The 17,623-nt window shown below is 72.8% G+C and carries 21 protein-coding genes; 5 read left to right on the plus strand and 16 right to left on the minus strand.

All coding sequences use genetic code 11. The features are described 5' to 3' along the window. Positions 1–76 precede the first annotated feature (76 nt). Positions 77–1,339, plus strand: a complete 1,263-nt coding sequence (locus tag JX575_RS11305; protein ID WP_206054376.1) for a DUF349 domain-containing protein — start codon at positions 77–79, stop codon at positions 1,337–1,339. Between the two features lie 46 nt (positions 1,340–1,385). Here JX575_RS11305 and JX575_RS11310 read toward each other — a convergent pair whose 3' ends face one another. From JX575_RS11310 to pdxT, 8 genes are all read right to left on the minus strand, one after another. Beyond that, complete coding sequence (locus JX575_RS11310; protein WP_241005114.1) at positions 1,386–3,674, minus strand: bifunctional (p)ppGpp synthetase/guanosine-3',5'-bis(diphosphate) 3'-pyrophosphohydrolase; 2,289 nt, start codon at positions 3,672–3,674, stop codon at positions 1,386–1,388. Between the two features lie 56 nt (positions 3,675–3,730). Then, on the minus strand, positions 3,731–4,279 hold the full coding sequence (locus tag JX575_RS11315; RefSeq protein WP_186341142.1) for an adenine phosphoribosyltransferase: 549 nt from the start codon (positions 4,277–4,279) through the stop codon (positions 3,731–3,733). Beyond that, positions 4,272–4,568: a preprotein translocase subunit YajC gene (yajC, locus tag JX575_RS11320; RefSeq protein ID WP_241005115.1), complete on the minus strand. Its 297-nt coding sequence runs from the start codon at positions 4,566–4,568 to the stop codon at positions 4,272–4,274. Before yajC ends, JX575_RS11315 begins: the two co-directional genes overlap by 8 nt. 67 nt (positions 4,569–4,635) lie before the next feature. Then, complete coding sequence (gene ruvB / locus JX575_RS11325) at positions 4,636–5,796, minus strand: Holliday junction branch migration DNA helicase RuvB (protein ID WP_241005116.1); 1,161 nt, start codon at positions 5,794–5,796, stop codon at positions 4,636–4,638. 4 nt (positions 5,797–5,800) lie between these two features. After that, positions 5,801–6,400, minus strand: coding sequence for a Holliday junction branch migration protein RuvA (gene ruvA, locus JX575_RS11330; RefSeq protein WP_186341141.1), 600 nt, complete (start codon positions 6,398–6,400; stop codon positions 5,801–5,803). Then, positions 6,397–6,981 (minus strand): crossover junction endodeoxyribonuclease RuvC, encoded by a 585-nt coding sequence (gene ruvC, locus JX575_RS11335; protein ID WP_186341140.1) that lies wholly within the window; start codon positions 6,979–6,981, stop codon positions 6,397–6,399. The genes ruvA and ruvC overlap by 4 nt, the downstream gene beginning before the upstream one ends. A 113-nt stretch (positions 6,982–7,094) precedes the next feature. Further along, the gene (locus JX575_RS11340; RefSeq protein WP_186341139.1) at positions 7,095–7,868 is read right to left on the minus strand and encodes a YebC/PmpR family DNA-binding transcriptional regulator; all 774 of its coding nucleotides are present in this window, start codon (positions 7,866–7,868) and stop codon (positions 7,095–7,097) included. A 36-nt stretch (positions 7,869–7,904) separates the two neighbouring features. Then, positions 7,905–8,501, minus strand: a complete 597-nt coding sequence (gene pdxT, locus JX575_RS11345) for a pyridoxal 5'-phosphate synthase glutaminase subunit PdxT (protein WP_186341138.1) — start codon at positions 8,499–8,501, stop codon at positions 7,905–7,907. Between the two features lie 56 nt (positions 8,502–8,557). Here pdxT and JX575_RS11350 point away from each other — a divergent pair, with 56 nt between their 5' ends. Together JX575_RS11350 and JX575_RS11355 are read left to right on the plus strand one after the other, a co-directional pair. After that, positions 8,558–9,436, plus strand: a complete 879-nt coding sequence (locus JX575_RS11350) for an AraC family transcriptional regulator (protein WP_186341137.1) — start codon at positions 8,558–8,560, stop codon at positions 9,434–9,436. Then, on the plus strand, positions 9,433–9,831 hold the full coding sequence (locus JX575_RS11355) for a VOC family protein (RefSeq protein ID WP_186341136.1): 399 nt from the start codon (positions 9,433–9,435) through the stop codon (positions 9,829–9,831). Before JX575_RS11350 ends, JX575_RS11355 begins: the two co-directional genes overlap by 4 nt. A gap of 18 nt (positions 9,832–9,849) precedes the next feature. On the opposite strand, the gene pdxS is transcribed toward JX575_RS11355, so the two are convergent. From pdxS to JX575_RS11380, 5 genes are all read right to left on the minus strand, one after another. Continuing rightward, on the minus strand, positions 9,850–10,761 hold the full coding sequence (gene pdxS, locus JX575_RS11360; RefSeq protein ID WP_186341135.1) for a pyridoxal 5'-phosphate synthase lyase subunit PdxS: 912 nt from the start codon (positions 10,759–10,761) through the stop codon (positions 9,850–9,852). 65 nt (positions 10,762–10,826) lie between these two features. Continuing rightward, positions 10,827–11,447, minus strand: coding sequence for a phosphatidylinositol phosphate synthase (gene pgsA, locus JX575_RS11365; protein WP_186341134.1), 621 nt, complete (start codon positions 11,445–11,447; stop codon positions 10,827–10,829). 26 nt (positions 11,448–11,473) lie between these two features. Next, complete coding sequence (locus JX575_RS11370; protein WP_186341133.1) at positions 11,474–12,163, minus strand: class I SAM-dependent methyltransferase; 690 nt, start codon at positions 12,161–12,163, stop codon at positions 11,474–11,476. Positions 12,164–12,182: 19 nt separating this feature from the next. Then, positions 12,183–12,956 (minus strand): inositol monophosphatase, encoded by a 774-nt coding sequence (locus tag JX575_RS11375; protein ID WP_186341132.1) that lies wholly within the window; start codon positions 12,954–12,956, stop codon positions 12,183–12,185. 34 nt (positions 12,957–12,990) lie between these two features. After that, a complete protein-coding gene (locus JX575_RS11380; RefSeq protein ID WP_186341131.1) occupies positions 12,991–13,500 on the minus strand; it encodes an HIT domain-containing protein in 510 nt (169 codons plus the stop codon). 23 nt (positions 13,501–13,523) lie between these two features. Between JX575_RS11380 and JX575_RS11385 the strand changes: the two genes are divergently transcribed. Together JX575_RS11385 and JX575_RS11390 are read left to right on the plus strand one after the other, a co-directional pair. Further along, positions 13,524–14,057 carry a GNAT family N-acetyltransferase gene (locus JX575_RS11385; RefSeq protein ID WP_186341130.1) on the plus strand — a complete coding sequence of 178 codons (534 nt, stop codon included), beginning with the start codon at positions 13,524–13,526 and terminating at the stop codon, positions 14,055–14,057. A gap of 21 nt (positions 14,058–14,078) precedes the next feature. Beyond that, on the plus strand, positions 14,079–14,654 hold the full coding sequence (locus tag JX575_RS11390) for a hypothetical protein (RefSeq protein ID WP_186341129.1): 576 nt from the start codon (positions 14,079–14,081) through the stop codon (positions 14,652–14,654). 30 nt (positions 14,655–14,684) lie between these two features. Here JX575_RS11390 and JX575_RS11395 read toward each other — a convergent pair whose 3' ends face one another. The 3 genes from JX575_RS11395 to JX575_RS11405 form a co-directional block, all read right to left on the minus strand. Beyond that, positions 14,685–15,626, minus strand: a complete 942-nt coding sequence (locus JX575_RS11395; protein WP_186341128.1) for a phosphotransferase — start codon at positions 15,624–15,626, stop codon at positions 14,685–14,687. After that, positions 15,572–16,138: a DUF402 domain-containing protein gene (locus tag JX575_RS11400; RefSeq protein ID WP_186341127.1), complete on the minus strand. Its 567-nt coding sequence runs from the start codon at positions 16,136–16,138 to the stop codon at positions 15,572–15,574. The genes JX575_RS11395 and JX575_RS11400 overlap by 55 nt, the downstream gene beginning before the upstream one ends. Before the next feature lie 320 nt (positions 16,139–16,458). Next, positions 16,459–17,619 carry an aminotransferase class I/II-fold pyridoxal phosphate-dependent enzyme gene (locus JX575_RS11405; protein ID WP_186341126.1) on the minus strand — a complete coding sequence of 387 codons (1,161 nt, stop codon included), beginning with the start codon at positions 17,617–17,619 and terminating at the stop codon, positions 16,459–16,461. Positions 17,620–17,623 lie beyond the last annotated feature (4 nt).

Here is a 17,623-nt window from a genome sequence, read left to right on the forward strand (position 1 = left end):
AGTCGTCTTGCCAGTCGTCTGCTTGTCGGTGGAAGCCTACCGAGGGCCCTCGGGGCCATGACTACGATGGGCGACCATGAGCTCCGACAAGCAGTCCCGAGACGACTCGGCCCCGGTTGACATGCCCTGGGGTCGGGTGGCCGAGGACGGCACCGTCTATGTCCGCACCGCCGATGGCGAGCGCCCCGTGGGGTCCTACGAGGCCGGCACGGCCGAGGAGGCGCTGGAGTTCTTCACCAAGCGCTTCGACGAGCTCGAGGGCAAGGTGCACCTGCTCGAGCAGCGGGTCGCCACGGGCCGGCTGGCCCCCGAGGAGGCGAGCTCGTCGGTGAAGGCCCTGCGCGAGCAGGTGGTCGACGCCCACGCGGTCGGGGACCTGGTCGCGCTCGCGGCCCGGCTCGACGCGCTGGCGCCGGTCATCGCCGTTCAGCGCTCGGCCCGCAAGGAGGAGCGCGCGCAGAAGGCCGCCGAGTCGAAGGCCGCCAAGGAGGAGCTCGTCGCCGAGGCCGAGCGGCTCGCCGAGGGCACCGACTGGCGCAACGGCGCCAACCGGTTGCGCGACCTGCTGGCGACGTGGAAGGAGCTCCCGCGGCTCGATCGCGCCACCGACGACGCGCTGTGGCGGCGCTTCTCCACCGCCCGCACCACCTACACCCGCCACCGCAAGGCGCACTTCGCCGAGGAGCACGAGCGCCGCGACTCCGCCCGTGTCGTGAAGGAGCGGCTCGTCAAGGAGGCCGAGGCCCTCGCGTCGTCGACGGAGTGGGGCCCGACCGCCGGCAAGTACCGCGACCTGATGCGCGAGTGGAAGGCCGCCGGACCGGCGCCGCGCGACGTCGACGACAAGCTCTGGCAGCGCTTCCGCGGGGCCCAGGACACCTTCTTCGGCGCCCGCGACGCCGCCAACGCCGCTCTCGACCAGGAGTTCGCGGCCAACGCCGAGGTCAAGGAGGCCATCCTCGTCGAGGCCGAGGCCCTGGTGCCGGTCACCGACCTCGAGGCGACCAAGAAGACGTTCCGTGAGCTCGCCGACCGGTGGGACGCCGCCGGCAAGGTCCCCCGCGACCGGATGAAGGAGCTCGAGGGGCGCATGCGCAAGGTCGAGCAGGCGATCCGGGCCGTCGAGGACGAGCAGTGGAGCCGCAGCGACCCGGAGAAGTCCGCCCGCGCCGACGACATGATCGGCAAGCTCGAGGCCGGGATCGCCGAGGCGCAGGCGCGCCTCGACAAGGCTGCCGCCGCCGGCGACGATCGCAAGGTCAAGGACCTCCAGGGCGAGCTCGAGAGCAAGCAGGCGTTCCTCGAGATGGCCCGCCGGGCGGCGGCCGACTTCAGCTGAGCCCGGCCCGCCGCGGCTTCGCCCGGCGTCCCCGAGGGGCGCCGGGTCAGGCCGTGACGCGGTAGGCGTCGAACACGCCCGGCACGGCGCGCACGGCCCGCAGCACGCCGTCGAGGTGGGCGGCGTCGGCCATCTCGAAGGAGAACCGGCTCTTGGCGACCCGGTCGCGCGTGGTGGACAGCGTGGCGCTGAGGATGTTCACGTGCGCGTCGGAGAGCGCCATGGTGATGTCCGACAGCAGCCGGGCCCGGTCGAGCGCCTCGACCTGGATGTTGACCAGGAACGTCGACTGCGACGTCGGCGCCCACTCCACCTCGAGCACCCGCTCGGGCTGGCCGAGCAGGCTGGCGGCGTTGGTGCAGTCCTTGCGGTGCACCGAGACTCCCCCGCCCTTGGTGACGAAGCCGAGGATCGGGTCGGGTGGCACCGGGGTGCAGCACTTGGCCAGCTTGACCCACAGGTCGTCGACGCCCTTGACGATGACCCCGGAGTCGGCGGGTCCGCGCTTGGTGGCGGTGCGGGATCGGCCGGTGATGGTGACGCCCTCGGCGAGGTCCTCCTGGGCACCCTCGTCGCCACCGTGCAGGTCGATGACGCGGCGTACGACGGCCTGGGCGCTGAGGTTGCCCTCCCCCACCGCGGCGTAGAGGGCCGACACGTCGGCGTGGTGGAAGTGCTCGGCCACGAGCGCCAGCACGTCGTGGGTCATCAGCCGGTTGAGGGGCAGGCCCTCCTTGCGCATGAGCTTGGCGATCTGGTCCTTGCCGCGCTCGATCGCCTCGTCGCGCCGCTCCTTGGTGAACCACTGGCGGATCTTGGAGCGGGCGCGCGGCGACTGCACGAAGTTGAGCCAGTCGCGCGAGGGCCCGGACGTGGGCGACTTGGACGTGAACACCTCGACCACGTCGCCGTTGTCGAGGGTCGACTCCAGCGGCACGAGGCGACCGTTGACCCGCGAGCCGATCGTGTGGTGGCCGACCTCGGTGTGCACGGCGTAGGCGAAGTCGACCGGCGTGGCGCCCATCGGCAGCGCGATCACGTCGCCGCGGGGGGTGAAGACGTAGACCTGCTGCTGGTTCATCTCGAAGCGCAGCGACTCCAGGAACTCGCCCGGATCCTCCACCTCGCTCTGCCAGTCGAGGAGCTGGCGCAGCCAGGTGAGGTCGTCCTTGTCGCCGAGGCGGTCGGTGTCGACGCCCGCCTTGGAGTTCTCCTTGTACTTCCAGTGCGCGGCGACGCCGTACTCGGCGCGGCGGTGCTGCGCGAACGTGCGGATCTGCACCTCGACCGGCTTGCCCTGCGGGCCGATGACCGTCGTGTGGAGCGACTGGTACATGTTGAACTTCGGCATCGCGACGTAGTCCTTGAACCGCCCCAGCACCGGGTTCCAGCGCGAGTGGATGACGCCGAGCGCGCTGTAGCAGTCGCGGTCCTCGTCGACGAGGATCCGGATGCCGACGAGGTCGTAGATGTCGGAGAAGTCGCGGCCGCCGACGATCATCTTCTGGTAGATCGAGTAGTAGTGCTTGGGCCGGCCGGTCACCTTGGCGTTGATCCGCGCGGCCTTGAGGTCCTGCTCGATCTCCGCGACCACCTCGGCGAGGAACTGGTCGCGCGAGGGGGCCCGCTCGGCCACCATCCGGACGATCTCGTCGTAGATCTTCGGGTGGAGCGTGGCGAACGCCAGGTCCTCCAGCTCCCACTTGAGGGTGTTCATGCCGAGCCGGTGGGCCAGCGGGGCGTAGATGTCGAGGGTCTCGCGGCTCGAGCGCTCCTGCGAGGCCGCCGGGACGTAGCGCAGGGTGCGCATGTTGTGCAGCCGGTCGGCCAGCTTGATGACCAGCACGCGGATGTCGCGCGACATCGCCACGATCATCTTCCGGATGGTCTCGGCCTGCGCCGAGTCGCCGTACTGCACCTTGTCGAGCTTGGTGACACCGTCGACGAGCAGCGCCACCTCGTCGCCGAAGTCGGCGCGCAGCGCGTCGAGGGTGTAGGGCGTGTCCTCGACCGTGTCGTGGAGCAGCGCCGCGACCAGCGTCGGCTCGGTCATGCCGATGTCGGCGAGGATGGTGGTCACCGCGAGCGGGTGGGTGATGTAGGGGTCGCCGCTCTTGCGCATCTGGCCGGTGTGCCACTTGTCGGCCACCGCGTAGGCGCGCTCGAGGAGCGCCAGGTCGGCCTTGGGATGGTTGGCCCGCACGGCCCGGAACAGCGGCTCGAGCACCGGGTTGGAGGACGGCGGCCGGGTGCCGACGCGGGCCAGGCGGGCGCGCATGCCGCGCGCGCTCGGGGACGCCTTCGCGTCGTGCGCCGGTGCCTGCTCCTCTGCCATTGGCCCAGTCTAGTGAGGGTGTCGGCGAGCGATGCGCGGGGACGGGACGGGCACGGTCAGATCGTGAGCAGCGTGGCGATCGGAAGGTCGCCGGTGACCGCGCGCGGGTCGAGGAAGGAGAGCTCCATCAGCACCGACACACCGGTCACCACGCCGCCGGCGGTCTCGACGAGCTCGCGCGTCGCGCGCGCGGTGCCGCCGGTGGCGAGCACGTCGTCGACGAGGAGCACGCGCTCCCCCGGCGCGATGGCGTCCTTGTGCAGCTCGAGGGTGGCCTCGCCGTACTCGAGCGAGTAGGAGACGGCGTGGGCCTCGCGCGGCAGCTTGCCCGCCTTGCGCACCGGGACGAAGCCGACGCCGAGCGCCAGCGCCACCGGGGCCGCGAGGATGAAGCCGCGGGCCTCCATGCCGACGACCTTGTCGACGACCACGCGGCCGCGCTCGTCACGACCGGCGGCCGCCAGCGCGGCGATGACCGCGGAGAACGCCTCGTGGTCGGCCAGGACGGGGGTGATGTCCTTGAAGGTCACCCCTTCCTCGGGCCAGTCCGCGACGTCGACGACGAGGCGCTCGAGCGCCTCCTTCGCCGTACGACGATCAGGCATCGTCGCGGGGGTCGGCGTCGGGCTGCTGCAGCGGCTCGTCGACCTTGGCGATCGCCGCGCGCACGACCTCGATCTGGGTGCCCGGGGCGATCTCGAGCCGGGCGCGGTCGTCGGTGAGCGAGACCACGGTGCCGAAGATGCCGGAGGACGTCATCACGCGCTGGCCGACCTCGATGCTCTGCTGCAGGCGCAGGACCTCCTTCTGGCGGCGCTGCTGCGGGCGGATCACCATGAACCAGAAGAGGGCCACGATGGCGACCAGGGGCAGAAGGGCAGCGACATCGTTCACGGTGGGGGTCTCCTCGGGGGGTCGGGTGCGTGAGCGCGTGGGAGTCTACGCGGGTCGCCCGGCGAGCTCACACGTCGTCGAAGAGGCCGGAGTCGAGGCCGGAGTCGAGGCCGGAGTCGAGGCCGGAGTCGAGGGTGGAGTCGACGGTCGGGACGGCGGGCGGGGTGAGGCCGAGGTGCTGCCACGCGGCGGGCGTCGCGACCCGCCCTCGGGGGGTGCGGGCGAGCATGCCCAGCCGGACGAGGAAGGGCTCGGCCACCTCCTCGACGGTCTCGCGCTCCTCGCCGACCGCGACCGCGAGGGTGGAGACCCCCACCGGTCCCCCGCCGAACCGGCGGCAGAGCACGTCGAGCACGGCCCGGTCGAGCCGGTCGAGGCCGGACTCGTCGACCTCGAAGAGGTCGAGGGCCGCGTGGGCGACGGGCAGGCTCAGCACCCCGTCGGCCCGCACCTGGGCGTAGTCGCGGACCCGGCGCAGCAGGCGGTTGGCGATGCGGGGGGTGCCGCGCGAGCGTGACGCGATCTCGCTGGAGCCCTCGGGTGTGACGTGCACGCCGAGCAGCCCCGCGGAGCGGTGCACGATCCGGTCGAGCTCGTGGGGCTCGTAGAACTCGAGGTGGGCGGTGAAGCCGAACCGGTCGCGCAGGGGCCCCGGCAGCAGGCCGGCGCGGGTGGTGGCGCCGACGAGGGTGAACGGCGGGATCTCGAGCGGGATCGCGGTCGCACCCGGCCCCTTGCCGATGACGACGTCGACCCGGAAGTCCTCCATCGCCATGTAGAGCATCTCCTCGGCCGGGCGCGACATCCGGTGGATCTCGTCGACGAAGAGCACGTCGCCCTCGTTGAGCCCCGAGAGGATCGCCGCGAGGTCGCCGGCGTGGGTGATCGCCGGCCCGCTGGTGAGCCGCAGCGGCGTGCTCATCTCGGCGGCGATGATCATCGCGAGCGTGGTCTTGCCGAGCCCTGGCGGGCCGGACAGCAGCACGTGGTCGGGCGCCCGGCCGCGGCGGCGGGCGGCCTCGAGGACCAGCCCGAGCTGGTCGCGCACCCGCGCCTGCCCGACGACCTCGTCGAGCGTGCGGGGCCGCAGGGCCGCCTCCACCGCGCGCTCGTCGCCGTCGGCGTCGGCGTCGGTGAGCCGCTGGAGGTGGCCCAGCTCGGCGTCGGTGAGCCGGAGCTCGTCGTTGAGGTCGCCGTGGAGGTCCTCGTCGGTGTCGTCCCAGTTCATCGGCTCAGGCCTTGCTCAGCGTGCGGAGCGCGGCGCGCAGCAGCGCGCCGACGTCGGGCTGGTCGCCGGCCTCGGGAGCCACGGCGTCGACCGCCTTCTCCGACTCCTTGGCCGACCAGCCGAGGCCGACGAGGCCCTGCTGGACCTGGTCGCGCCAGGCCTCCGTGGGCGGGGACGCCGCGGCCGGGTGGTGGGCCCCGACGGGAGGACCGATGCGGTCCTTGAGCTCGAGGATGATGCGCTGGGCGCCCTTCTGCCCGATGCCGGGGACCCGGGTGAGCGCCTTGACGTCCTCGGTGGTCACGGCCCGGCGCACCTCGTCGGGGCTCATCACGGCCACGATGGCCTGGGCGACCTTGGGCCCGACCCCCGAGGCGGTCTGGACGATCTCGAAGACCTGCTTCTCGTCGTCGTCGAGGAAGCCGAAGATCGTCAGGCTGTCCTCGCGGACGACCATGCTCGTGGGCAGCGTCGCGGGGCGCCCGACCCGCAGCGTCGCCAGCGTGCCGGGGGTGCACATCAGCTCGAGCCCCACGCCACCGACCTCGAGGACGGCGCTGGACAAGGTGACGGCGGCGACCTCGCCGCGGACGAAGGCGATCATCGGGTCCTCACGTGGGTGGTGCTCGGTGGGGTGCTGGTCGGGCTGGGGCGCCGCGGGGCTCGTTGCTGCGCCCGGGCCTGGGCGGCGGCGGCCTCGAGCCGGGTGCTGGCCGAGCCCCGCCAGACGTGGGTGATGGCCAGCGCGAGCGCGTCGGCGGCATCGGCCGGCTTGGGCAGCTCGGCCAGCCGGAGGATCCGCACCACCATCGCGCCCACCTGGGCCTTGTCGGCTCGGCCGTTGCCGGAGACGGCCGCCTTGACCTCGCTCGGGGTGTGCATCGCGATGGGCAGGCCGCGCCGGGCGGCGACGACGAGCGCGATGCCGCTGGCCTGGGCGGTGCCCATGATGGTGCTGGAGTCGGAGCGGGCGAAGACCCGCTCCACGGCGACGGCGTCGGGCCGGTGCTCCTCGATCCAGGCGTCGAGGCCCTTCTCGATGGTGACCAGCCGCTCGGCGATCGGCAGGGAGGAGCTGGTGCGGACCACCCCGACGTCGACCAGCGTCAGCGGCCGGCCGACGCTGCCGTCGACCACCCCGACGCCGCAGCGGGTGAGGCCGGGGTCGATGCCGAGCACGCGCACGAAGCTCCCCTTCCGCCGTCGGTCCGGCCACGTCGTCCGAACATGTGTTCGTGCGACCACGCTAACCCGCGGCGGCCGCGGGTCGTCGTACGACACGCGGCACGGCGCGGGGCTCAGGCGTCGGCGGTCTCGAGCTCGGCCATCACCTCGGCGGGGATGTCGACGTTGGTGAAGACGTCCTGCACGTCGTCGAGGTCCTCGAGCGCGTCGACGAGCCGCAGCACCTTGGTCGCCCCGTCGGCGTCGACGGGGATCTCGAGGCTGGGCACGAACTCCACGTCGGCGGAGTCGTAGTCGATGCCGGCGTCCTGCAGCGCCGTGCGGACCGCGACGACGTCGGTCGCCTCGCTCTGCACCTGGAACGCCTCGTCGAGGTCGTTGACCTCCTCCGCGCCCGCGTCGAGGGTCGCCTCGAGGACGTCGTCCTCGCTCACCTCGCGGTCGTCCTGCGACTTGGGCACCGTCACGACGCCCTTGCGGGTGAACAGCCGCGAGACCGACCCGGGGTCGGCCATGGTGCCGCCGTTGCGGGTGACCGCGGTGCGGACCTCCATCGCGGCGCGGTTCTTGTTGTCGGTGAGGCACTCGACGAGGAAGGCGACGCCCTGCGGGCCGTAGACCTCGTAGGAGATGCCCTGGTAGTCGACCCCGCCCGACTCGGCGCCCGAGCCGCGCTTGACCGCGGAGTCGATGTTCTTGTTGGGGACCGAGCTCTTCTTCGCCTTCTGGATGGCGTCGTAGAGGGTCGGGTTGCCGGCGGGGTCGCCGCCGCCCTGCTTCGCCGCGACCTCGATGTTCTTGATCAGCTTGGCGAAGAGCTTGCCGCGCTTGGCGTCGATCGCGGCCTTCTTGTGCTTGGTCGTTGCCCACTTGGAGTGGCCTGACATGAGTCCCTCTATCCGTCGCTCGAGCCTGGGCGGTCGTCAGGCCGAGCGCACCAGGTCCACGAACATGCCGTGCACCCGGCCGTCGCCGCCGACCTCTGGGTGGAACGAGGTCGCCATCAGGGGGCCTTGACGGACCGCGACGATCCTACCCGCGGCCGGGCCGTCCTCCACCCGCCCCAGCACCTCGACGTCCTCGTCGACCGCCTCGACCCACGGCGCGCGGATGAAGATCGCCCGCACCGGGTCCGCCAGCCCGTCGAGGTGGAGGTCCTCCTCGAAGGAGTCGACCTGGCGACCGAAGGCGTTGCGGCGCACGGTGATGTGCAGCCCGCCGACGCTCTCCTGGCCTGCTGCCCCGTCCTCGATGCGGTCGGCGAGCAGGATCATCCCGGCGCAGGTCCCGAAGGTGGGCAGCCCTCCGCGGACGGCGTCGCGCAGCGGCTCGAGCAGCTCGAAGATCCTCGCGAGCTTGACCATCGTCGTGGACTCCCCGCCCGGGATCACGAGGCCGTCGCAGGCGGCGAGCTCGACCCGACGGCGTACCGCGAGCGGCTCCGCGCCCGCGGCCCGCAGCACCTCGAGATGCTCGCGCACGTCGCCCTGCAGGGCCAGCACGCCGATGGTCGGGTCCACGAGCGCCGATCCTAGGTCGCGGTGACGCCGCCCGCCCGTTGGGGCACACTCGCCCCATGGGCGGCGGGTGGGAGCAGGTTCCGGAGGCGCGAGTCCCCGCGCCCCTCGCGCCGCACGTCACGTCGATGTACGGCTACGCGGCGAGCGGGCTGGCGCCGGGCGTGCACCGCGGGCTCCCGTCGGCCGAGCTCACGATGGTGCTGAGCCTCGACGAGCCGCTGCGCACCGCACCCACGGCCGAGGACTGGGGCGCCGGGGTGCGCGACGCGCAGTGGGTCAGCCTCGGCGGGCTGCACACCCGTCCGGCGATGGTCGAGCAGCCCGGCCGGTGGGCCGGCGTCCAGCTCACCCTCGACCCCGTGGGTGTGCGACGGTTGCTGGGCGTCCCCGCGGCCGAGCTGCCCGTGGGCAGCTGGGACGCGCGCGACCTGTTCGGCGCCGAGGTCGACCGGGTGGTCGAGGAGATGCACGCGGCGCCCGACTGGAACGGGCGGTATGCCGCGGTCGCCGGCTTCCTGTCGCGCCGCATCCGCCGCACGCAGCGCGGCGCGGAGCCGCGCGACGCGTCCGCGGAGGTCCGCGAGGCGTGGCGGCTGCTCACCCGGCGGCGCCACCTCGCGGTGTCCGACGTGGCCGACGCCGTCGGCTACAGCCGCCGGCGGCTCCACCAGCTGATCACGGCCGAGACGGGCCACGGCCCGAAGACCGTCCAGCGGCTCGCCCGCTTCGACGTCGCCCGGCGCGCGGTGGTCGCGGCCGGCGCGTCGGGCTCGTCGCTCGCCCAGGTCGCCGCCCGCACCGGCTACTACGACCAGTCGCACCTCGTGCGCGACTTCAGGGAGTTCGCGGGCCTCGGGCCGTCGGCGTGGCTCACCGCGGAGTTCCCAAATATCCAAGGCGCCCCGCCCGGCGTCGCGGCAGCATCGTCGCCATGAGCCACCAGCACCCACCCACCGTCTGGCCCGCCCTGCAGGCCCACGACCCCGATGTCGTCATCCGCGCGCTCGTCGCCCTCGGGTTCGAGGAGACCGCGGCCTACCGCGACGAGGCGGGCATCGTCCAGCACACCCAGCTCGACTGGCCCGAGGGAGGCGGCGTGATGCTCGGCTGCCACAAGCCCGACGGCCCGTTCACGCAGCAGCCCGGCACCAGCGCGGCGTACGTCGTCGCGCCGGACGTCGACGCCGTGCACCGGCGCGCCGCCGAGGCGGGCCTCGAGCCCAGCGAGATCGTCGAGCAGGACTACGGCAGCCGTGAGTTCCGGGTCACCGACGCGGAGGGCAACCAGTGGTCGTTCGGCACCTACGCCGGCGAGCCGCGGCGAGGCTGAGCCCGCCGCGGTCCCGCGTCACCAGCCACGCTCGGCCAGGCGATGCGGCTGCGGGATCTCGTCGACGTTGATGCCGACCATCGCCTCGCCGAGCCCGCGCGAGACCTTGGCGACGACGTCGGGGTCGTCGTGGAACGTGGTGGCCTTGACGATCGCCTCGGCGCGCTGGGCCGGGTTGCCGGACTTGAAGATGCCCGAGCCCACGAACACGCCCTCGGCGCCGAGCTGCATCATCATCGCCGCGTCCGCCGGGGTGGCGATGCCGCCGGCGGTGAAGAGCACGACCGGCAGCTTGCCCGCCGCCGCGACCTCCTTGACCAGGTCGTAGGGCGCCTGCAGCTCCTTGGCCGCGACGTAGAGCTCGTCCTCGGACATGCCGTGCAGCCGGCGGAGCTCCCCGCCGATCGTGCGCATGTGCATGACCGCGTTGGACACGTCGCCCGTGCCCGCCTCGCCCTTGGAGCGGATCATCGCCGCGCCCTCGGTGATGCGGCGCAGCGCCTCGCCCAGGTTGGTCGCGCCGCACACGAACGGGACGGTGAAGGCCCACTTGTCGATGTGGTTGGCGTAGTCGGCCGGGGTGAGCACCTCGGACTCGTCGACATAGTCGACGCCGAGCGACTGCAGCACCTGGGCCTCGGCGAAGTGGCCGATGCGGGCCTTGGCCATCACCGGGATCGAGACGGCCTCGATGATCGCGTCGATCATGTCGGGGTCGCTCATCCGCGACACCCCGCCCTGCGCGCGGATGTCGGCCGGCACCCGCTCCAGGGCCATGACGGCGACGGCGCCGGCGTCCTCGGCGATCTTGGCCTGGTCGGCGGTGACGACGTCCATGATCACGCCGCCCTTGAGCATCTCGGCCATGCCGCGCTTGACGCGGCTGGTGCCGTGCTCGATGGGGGTCTGGGACGAGGTGTGCTCAGCCATGCCTCGATCGTAGTGCCGCCCCGCCCGGACGGGGGCATCGGCGTGAGACCTGGATCACACCGCGCTCAGGCCTGGGAGGCCGCCCGGTCGAGGGCCTGGCGGCGCACCACCCAGATGCGCTGGGCGACCGTCACCGAGCTCAGCGCCCCGAGCAGCGCGAGGCCCCACGCGAGCACCAGCGGCTGGTCGCTCAGCTCGGCGGCGATGGCGGCGATGCCCAGGACCACGAGCCGGTCGGCGCGCTCCATGATGCCCACGCGGGCGGTGAAGCCGAGCGACTCGGCCCTGGCCCGGGCGTAGGAGGTCGAGACGCCCGTGACGAGGCAGAAGAGGGCCATGGCGGCCCCGAACATCGAGTCGCCGGGTCCGGCGAAGTAGAGGATCACCGCGCCGAAGACCACGGCGTCGGCGATGCGGTCGAGCGTCGAGTCGAGGAACGCCCCGAACGCGCTCGCCCGCTCGCTCATCCTGGCCATCGTGCCGTCGAGCAGGTCGAAGAGCGCGAAGACCGTCACGACGAGCGCGGCGACGACCAGCTCGCCGCGCGGCGCGAACCACAGCGCGGCGGTGCAGGTCGCGACGGTGCCGACCAGCGTGACCGCGTCGGGGCTCACCCCCAGGCGCAGCAGCAGGCGGGCGATCGGCGAGATGATCGCGGTGACGAGGCCGCGGATGTGTTCGAGCATGGTGGCCGCAGGCTACCGGTACCGCCTCATACGGGCCGCGCGCGGAACGCGAAAGCCAGGTACGAGAGGTCGCCGACCGCCTTCGCCACGACCCGCGACGCGCGAGGAAAACGAGCGTTGCCCATGGCGACGACGGGGAAGAACTCCTCGACCTCGTAGCCGGCCGTGGCAAAGAGGTCGTGAGCGCTCGACCGGGTGAAGAAGCGCAGGTGCGTGCGGTCGAGCAGCCCGGAGTCGACATAGTCGAACCTCCCGCGTACGGCGAGGTCGAAGAGGAACGGCAGGTGGCGGATGTTGGGAAGCTCTCCCACGATCACGCCGCCCGGGTGGAGCCGCTCGCGGGTGACCCGAAGGGCGTGCCACGGGTCGGTCATGTGCTCGAGCACGTGGTTGAAGCTGACACAGTCGAAGGCACCGGGCACCTCCTTGAGCGCGTCCGGATAGAAGCCGCACGCCACGCCGGTCAGCTTCTGGGCTGCCGCCGCTGCGTCGAGGTCGTGCGGTTCGATGCCCCAGACCTCCCGACCAGGGACGCGCGCTTTCAGCCCGGCACCGAAGGTGCCGTCGTTGCACCCGACGTCGAGGACCCGGCGGGCGGAGTCGGGCACCAGGTCGGCGACGTGGGCGCGCGACTCCGACCAGTAGGGCGAATCAACGCCCTGGAAGGTGCGCGCGACAGGACGCGCGTCATCAGGGCGGGTCGGGCGCTGTGTCATGGGGTGACCCTAGTGGCCATCACGCTGGACTGAGCAGCGCGGCGCGGACGTCCGCAACCGCGGCGGGTGCACCCGTCACCGTCCAGTCGACCCCCCCGGCGCGTAGGACGACCGCGTCCCCGCCCGCACCGCGGATGATCGCCGCGCCGGGCAGCCGGTCCCAGGCCGGGACCGAGTGCTGGAAGAGCACGTCCCACTGGCCGGACGCGATCGCGACCATGTCCATCGTCCCGGAGCCGAACATCCGCAGGGTGCCGACCTGCCCGAGCGCCCGGGTGAACGCCTCCCCCACCTCGGTGCCGAAGTAGGGCGGGTGGAGGTAGCTCGCGGCACACCGCGCCTCGGGCGGCGTGTCCGGGAGCGGGGCGAGGGCCGTGCCGTCGCAGGTGCTGGGCAGGGCCGGACCGCCGACCCAGGTGCGGAGCGTGGCGGCGTGGTGGACCGCGCCGAGCAGCACGTCGTCCTCGTCGTGCAGCGCGATCGCGGAGCACCACCAGTCGCTGCCCCGGGAGAAGTTGTAGGTGCCGTCGACCGGGTCGATCACCCAGGTCCGGCCCGAGGTGCCCGCTCGCGAGGCGCCCTCCTCCCCCACGATCGCGTCGTCGGGGCGCTCGGCGGCGAGCTGCTGCACGATCAGCCGCTCGGCCGCGGTGTCGGCCTGGGTGACGATGTCGGACCCGCTGGTCTTGCGCTCGACGTCGAGGCCCTCTGAGCGGATGCGCGCGGCGAGCAGCGCCGCCTCGCGGACCAGGTCGGCAGCGAGAGCGGCGTCGGCGCGCAGGCGGGTGGTCACCCGAGCGACACTACCGAGCGATGCGGGGCCGCGCTCAGGCTCCGGGCCAGGCGTCGGCGAGCAGTGCGCGGGTGTCCTCGAGCAGCTGGGGGAGCATCTTGGTGCCCCCGACGACGGTGATGAAGTTGGCGTCGCCGGTCCACCGCGGCACCACGTGCTGGTGCAGGTGCTCCGACAGCGAGCCGCCCGCGGACCGGCCGAGGTTGAGTCCGACGTTGAACGAGTCGGGCCGGCTCACCGCGCGCAGGGTGCGCAGCGCCTGCTGCGTCATCGTCATCAGCTCGGTCGCCTCCTCGGTCGTGAGGTCGGCGAGGTCGGCGACGTGGCGGTAGGGCAGCACCATCAGGTGGCCGGGGTTGTAGGGGTGCAGGTTGAGCACGACGTACGTCGACGCGCCGCGCGCGACGACCAGCGACTCGTCGTCGGGGTGCGACGGGATCGCGCAGAACGGGCAGCCGTCGTCGTCGACCGCCGTGCGGACGTACGCCATCCGGTGGGGCGTCCAGATCCGCTCGAGCCCGCCGCCACTCGTCCCACCAGTCATGGCAGCGATCCTAGGGTGGGCCCATGACGTCGATCCGACCGGCACGCGACGCCGACATGGGTGCCGTCGCGGACCTGTGGCACGAAGGGTGGCACGACGGACACGCGGGGCACGTGCCCGGCGGGCTGACCGCCGCGCGCACCCTCGCGGCCTTCCACGAGCGCACGCCGCCCAGGGTGGCGGACACGACGGTCGCGGTCGCCGACGACGGGTCGCTGCAGGGGTTCGTGATGGTCGTGGACGACGAGGTGGAGCAGCTCTTCGTCGCCCGGTCGGCGCGCGGCGCCGGGGTCGCGGAGGACCTCCTCGCCGAGGCCGAGCGCCAGGTGGCCGCCACCGGGCACGAGACCGCCTGGCTGGCGGTGGTGGTCGGCAACGTGCGGGCGCGCCGGTTCTACGAGCGCTGCGGGTGGGCGGACCGCGGCGACCTGCCCTACGAGGTGGCGGCCGGCGACCAGACGTTCGTCTCGCCGTGCCGGAGGTACGAGAAGCCCGTGCGCCGAACGCCCAGCGGTGCGGACTCCAACAGTGGGATAGTGCCTCGCACTCACCGCTGACCGAACCGGGGGAACACCACCATGACCACGTCCCGGACCACCAGGCTGCTGACCGCGCCGATCGCCTGCGTGCTCGCGATCGCCCTGGGCACCACCGCGCCGGCGTCCGCCTCGAGCACCACCAAGCAGGATCCCCGGAACGACGTCGTCCTCGGCGACGCGAACCGCGGCCTCGACCTGGCGGCCGTGCAGCTCAAGACCCAGCACCGCAAGAAGAGCATCCGCGTCACCTTCAAGCTGCACTCGCCGGTGTCCTCCGCCGCCACCCTGATGAAGCCGGGCGGCGTGGCAGTGGAGTTCATCAAGAACAAGCGGATCTGGCGCATCGTGCGGATCGCCACGACGGACGGGGTCCTGGGCAGTGACGTGTGCAGCTATGCCAGGAGCGGGGAGGTCATCGAGCCCTACGACTGCAGCACGCTGCCGGTCACCCAGGTCGATGCCACGACCTATCGCACCGTCGTCGAGCTCAGGCAGGTCAAGAAGGGCGCCAAGGTGCTGCAGTGGACGGCAGGGTCGATGGACTTCAGCGCCGGCACACCCGTGGTGGACTCGCTGACGGCCAAGGACCGCAGGCCGTTCCGCTGGCGGCTCTGACCTGGACCGACCTGTCGGGCACGGTGATGGCTAGGTAGCGACGCCGAGCGCGGCGAGGCGTCGCCGGGCGTCGGTGAGGCCCTTTTCGTTGTCGGCGCGGTCGACTCCCCCGGTGCGGTCGTCGGACGCCAGCCGGCCGGCGAAGTAGACGCCCTGCACGGCCTCTCGGAAGCGGCTGAACGCGTCGAGGTGGCGCATCTCCTCGGCGCGGAGTGGGCCGCTCGCCAGGTAGGTGCGCAGGAAGCGCGAGGCGTGCTCCCGGCCGCCGAGGTACATGACGGCGGACGCGACGTCGTAGAGGACAGGCCCCCGCCGCGCCCCCGCCCAGTCGACCAGGCCCGTGACGCCCGAGCGGTCGTCGTGGAGGAACGCCTCGGGTGCGGGGTCGGTGTGCAGAGTCGCCCAGGTCACGGTCAGGGCGTCGGTCTCGGCCCGCACCGCCTCGATGGCTGCCACGAGCCACGGATGAGCGGTCACGCCGGGCATCCGTGGGTCGAGCCAGTCCGTCGCGAAGGCGGCGGGGCTGGGCCCCGGCGCCGGGTCCGAGGCCGCGTGGACACCGGCGAGCGTGCTCGCGATCCACTCCTGCTCCTCGTCGGCCTCTCCGTCCAGCTCCCGGCCGGGCACGTGCCGGAGCAGCGCGAGCGGCGGGTCGGTCAGGATCATCCGGCCGTCACGGGTGGGGACCGGATGCCCGGTGACGAAGCCCGACCGGGCGAGCGTCGTCGCGACCTCTCCCCCGGTGGCCAGATCCGCTGCGGCTGCTCGTGACACCGCCTTGGCGACGTACGTCGAGCCCTCGTGCTCGACGAGCCAGGTCTCCGAGTTCATCCCACCCCCCAACGACGTGACCGCGGCGCCGCTCATGCCCCAGAAGGTCTCCAGCAGGTCGCTCGGGCTCGTCCCGCGGCGTCCGGTCACGACGGGCCGTCCGTGCCGCTGCTGGGGGCGGTGGGCGACCAGTCGGTCCACGCGGACCACCAGTGCTCGTCGCGGTCGAGCGACGCTTCGACGTGCGCCGCCTCGGCGAGGACATCGAGGACCGTCTGCGGAGAGATGCGCCCCTCGACCCGCTGGTGGTGCAGGTCCGCCACGTCCTTCCAGCGCCGCTGGCCCGAGGCGTCCACGACGAGGTCCAGCCCGTAGTCGTCGGTGTCGATGTGCCCGGGGCCGCGTTTCAGCGGTGCCTCGAAGTTGATGTACCAGTGACGGAACGAGCCGTCGGGATCGAAGAACTTCCACACGCTGTAGAGGTCACCGGCTCGGTAGAGCTGGAGCACGATCGCACCACGCCACTCCGAGTGCATCGCCCACGGGTGCACCCCGAACGGGTGAGCCGGGAAGGTGAACGCCGAGCCCGGGTCGAGCCGGACGGCCAGCCGGTCCCCGTCGTCGTGCACCACGGTCACCGGCGAGGTGAGCCACGCTCGGCCGTGCAGCACTTCGCGTCGCTCGATGACGTGGCCGGTCCGGAAGGGAGGCATGGTCGGACCCTAGGGGACCGGACGTACCGGTGGCCCCGCCACCGGGCCGGTGGCCGGGTGTGGGACGGGGTCGTCGATCCGGTGGTGTTGAGGTCGACGACCGCCTTGATGGTGACCGTGGTGCTGGAGTCGGCACACCAGGCGCGGACGTGGTCGAGCGGGACCGGCCGCCGCCCGTCCTCCACCCGAGCAGCGCCACTAGGACAGTCCCGTCCCCGCTGGGACACCCGGATCCGGGTGGTTGAGCGGGGACGTGACCGCTTGAGCACCCCTCGTAGACCGTGGCGTGGGGCGGGGCGACGAGCCGCGACCTACGCGAGCTACGTCCAGGCCTTCGCCAGCCGCGCCACGATCTCGGTGAGCCGGTCGGGCGAGGTGGCGAAGTTGAGCCGCACGTGGCCGGTGGTGCCGGGGGCGTAGGACTCCCCTGCGCTGACCTGCACACGGCCACGCTCGAGGGCGACGGCGGCGGCGTCCGCGTGGCCGTAGGCGGACGCGTCGAGCCAGGCGAGGTAGGTCGCCTCGACGGGGCGCATCCGCACCTCGGGCAGGTGGGTGGCGAGCAGCTCGCCGAGCAGGGCGCGCTGCTGGTCGAGGCGATCGACGAGCGAGGCGAGCCACGGGTCGCCCAGGCCGTAGGCCGCCCGGGCGGCGATCGCCCCGAGCGGCGAGTGCGAGTCGTTGCGCGCCATCGGCTGGTCCGCGAGCAGGGAACGGTCGGCCGCGGACGGCACGACGAGCTGCGCGCACCGCAGCCCGGCGGTGTTGAACGCCTTCGACGCGGCCACCACGGCCACTGCGTGGTCGTGGGTGCCCTCGACCGACAGGTAGGAGACGTGCTCGGCGCCGGGCAGGACGAGCGGCGCGTGGATCTCGTCGCTCACCACCCGCGCCCCGTGGCGCACGACCACGTCGCGGATGCCCTCGAGCTCGGCGCGGGTGAAGACGCGGCCCCACGGGTTGTGGGGCTGGGTCAGCAGCAGCGTCCGGGCCCCCTCGGCGAAGAGGCGGTCGAGCCGATCGAGGTCGATCTCGGCCCGCTCGGCGGACGCGGGCACGTCGAGGCGCACCTCCTCGCGGCCCGTGACGCTCGCCAGCCCGAACTGCGCGTTGTAGCCCGGCGTCGGGAAGACGACGCCGCCGGGCCCGCTCAGCACGTCGAGCGCGAGCCGCACGCCCGCCGTCACGTCGACCACCGGGATCACCGCCTCGGGCTCCGGCGCCCAGCCGACGTGCCGCGCCGACCAGCCGGCGTACGCCTCGGCGAGGGCGGGGTCGAAGCCGTAGAGCGGGTAGCCGGTGATGCCGTCGGCGAGCGCCTGCTGCACCGCGCCGAGCACCACAGGGTCGACGGCGTAGTCCATCTCGGCGACCCACGCCGGGAGCACGTCGTCGGGCACGCCCCACTTGAGCGGCAGCGCGCGGCGCGCCTGCTCGTCGGTCAGGTCGACGACCGGGCGCCGCTCCCCCGCGTCCCCCACCCCG

It is taken from the genome of Nocardioides sp. zg-1228 (assembly GCF_017086465.1).
Taxonomy (GTDB): Bacteria; Actinomycetota; Actinomycetes; order Propionibacteriales; family Nocardioidaceae; genus Nocardioides.

Coding starts and splice junctions, on each gene's coding strand:
- JX575_RS11305 (WP_206054376.1), top strand. CDS start 77: ATGAGCTCCGACAAGCAGTCCCGAGACGACTCGGCCCCGGTTGACATG.
- JX575_RS11310 (WP_241005114.1), bottom strand. CDS start 3,674: ATGGCAGAGGAGCAGGCACCGGCGCACGACGCGAAGGCGTCCCCGAGC.
- JX575_RS11315 (WP_186341142.1), bottom strand. CDS start 4,279: ATGCCTGATCGTCGTACGGCGAAGGAGGCGCTCGAGCGCCTCGTCGTC.
- ruvB (WP_241005116.1), bottom strand. CDS start 5,796: ATGAACTGGGACGACACCGACGAGGACCTCCACGGCGACCTCAACGAC.
- ruvA (WP_186341141.1), bottom strand. CDS start 6,400: ATGATCGCCTTCGTCCGCGGCGAGGTCGCCGCCGTCACCTTGTCCAGC.
- JX575_RS11340 (WP_186341139.1), bottom strand. CDS start 7,868: ATGTCAGGCCACTCCAAGTGGGCAACGACCAAGCACAAGAAGGCCGCG.
- JX575_RS11350 (WP_186341137.1), top strand. CDS start 8,558: ATGGGCGGCGGGTGGGAGCAGGTTCCGGAGGCGCGAGTCCCCGCGCCC.
- JX575_RS11355 (WP_186341136.1), top strand. CDS start 9,433: ATGAGCCACCAGCACCCACCCACCGTCTGGCCCGCCCTGCAGGCCCAC.
- pdxS (WP_186341135.1), bottom strand. CDS start 10,761: ATGGCTGAGCACACCTCGTCCCAGACCCCCATCGAGCACGGCACCAGC.
- pgsA (WP_186341134.1), bottom strand. CDS start 11,447: ATGCTCGAACACATCCGCGGCCTCGTCACCGCGATCATCTCGCCGATC.
- JX575_RS11370 (WP_186341133.1), bottom strand. CDS start 12,163: ATGACACAGCGCCCGACCCGCCCTGATGACGCGCGTCCTGTCGCGCGC.
- JX575_RS11380 (WP_186341131.1), bottom strand. CDS start 13,500: ATGACTGGTGGGACGAGTGGCGGCGGGCTCGAGCGGATCTGGACGCCC.
- JX575_RS11385 (WP_186341130.1), top strand. CDS start 13,524: ATGACGTCGATCCGACCGGCACGCGACGCCGACATGGGTGCCGTCGCG.
- JX575_RS11390 (WP_186341129.1), top strand. CDS start 14,079: ATGACCACGTCCCGGACCACCAGGCTGCTGACCGCGCCGATCGCCTGC.
- JX575_RS11400 (WP_186341127.1), bottom strand. CDS start 16,138: ATGCCTCCCTTCCGGACCGGCCACGTCATCGAGCGACGCGAAGTGCTG.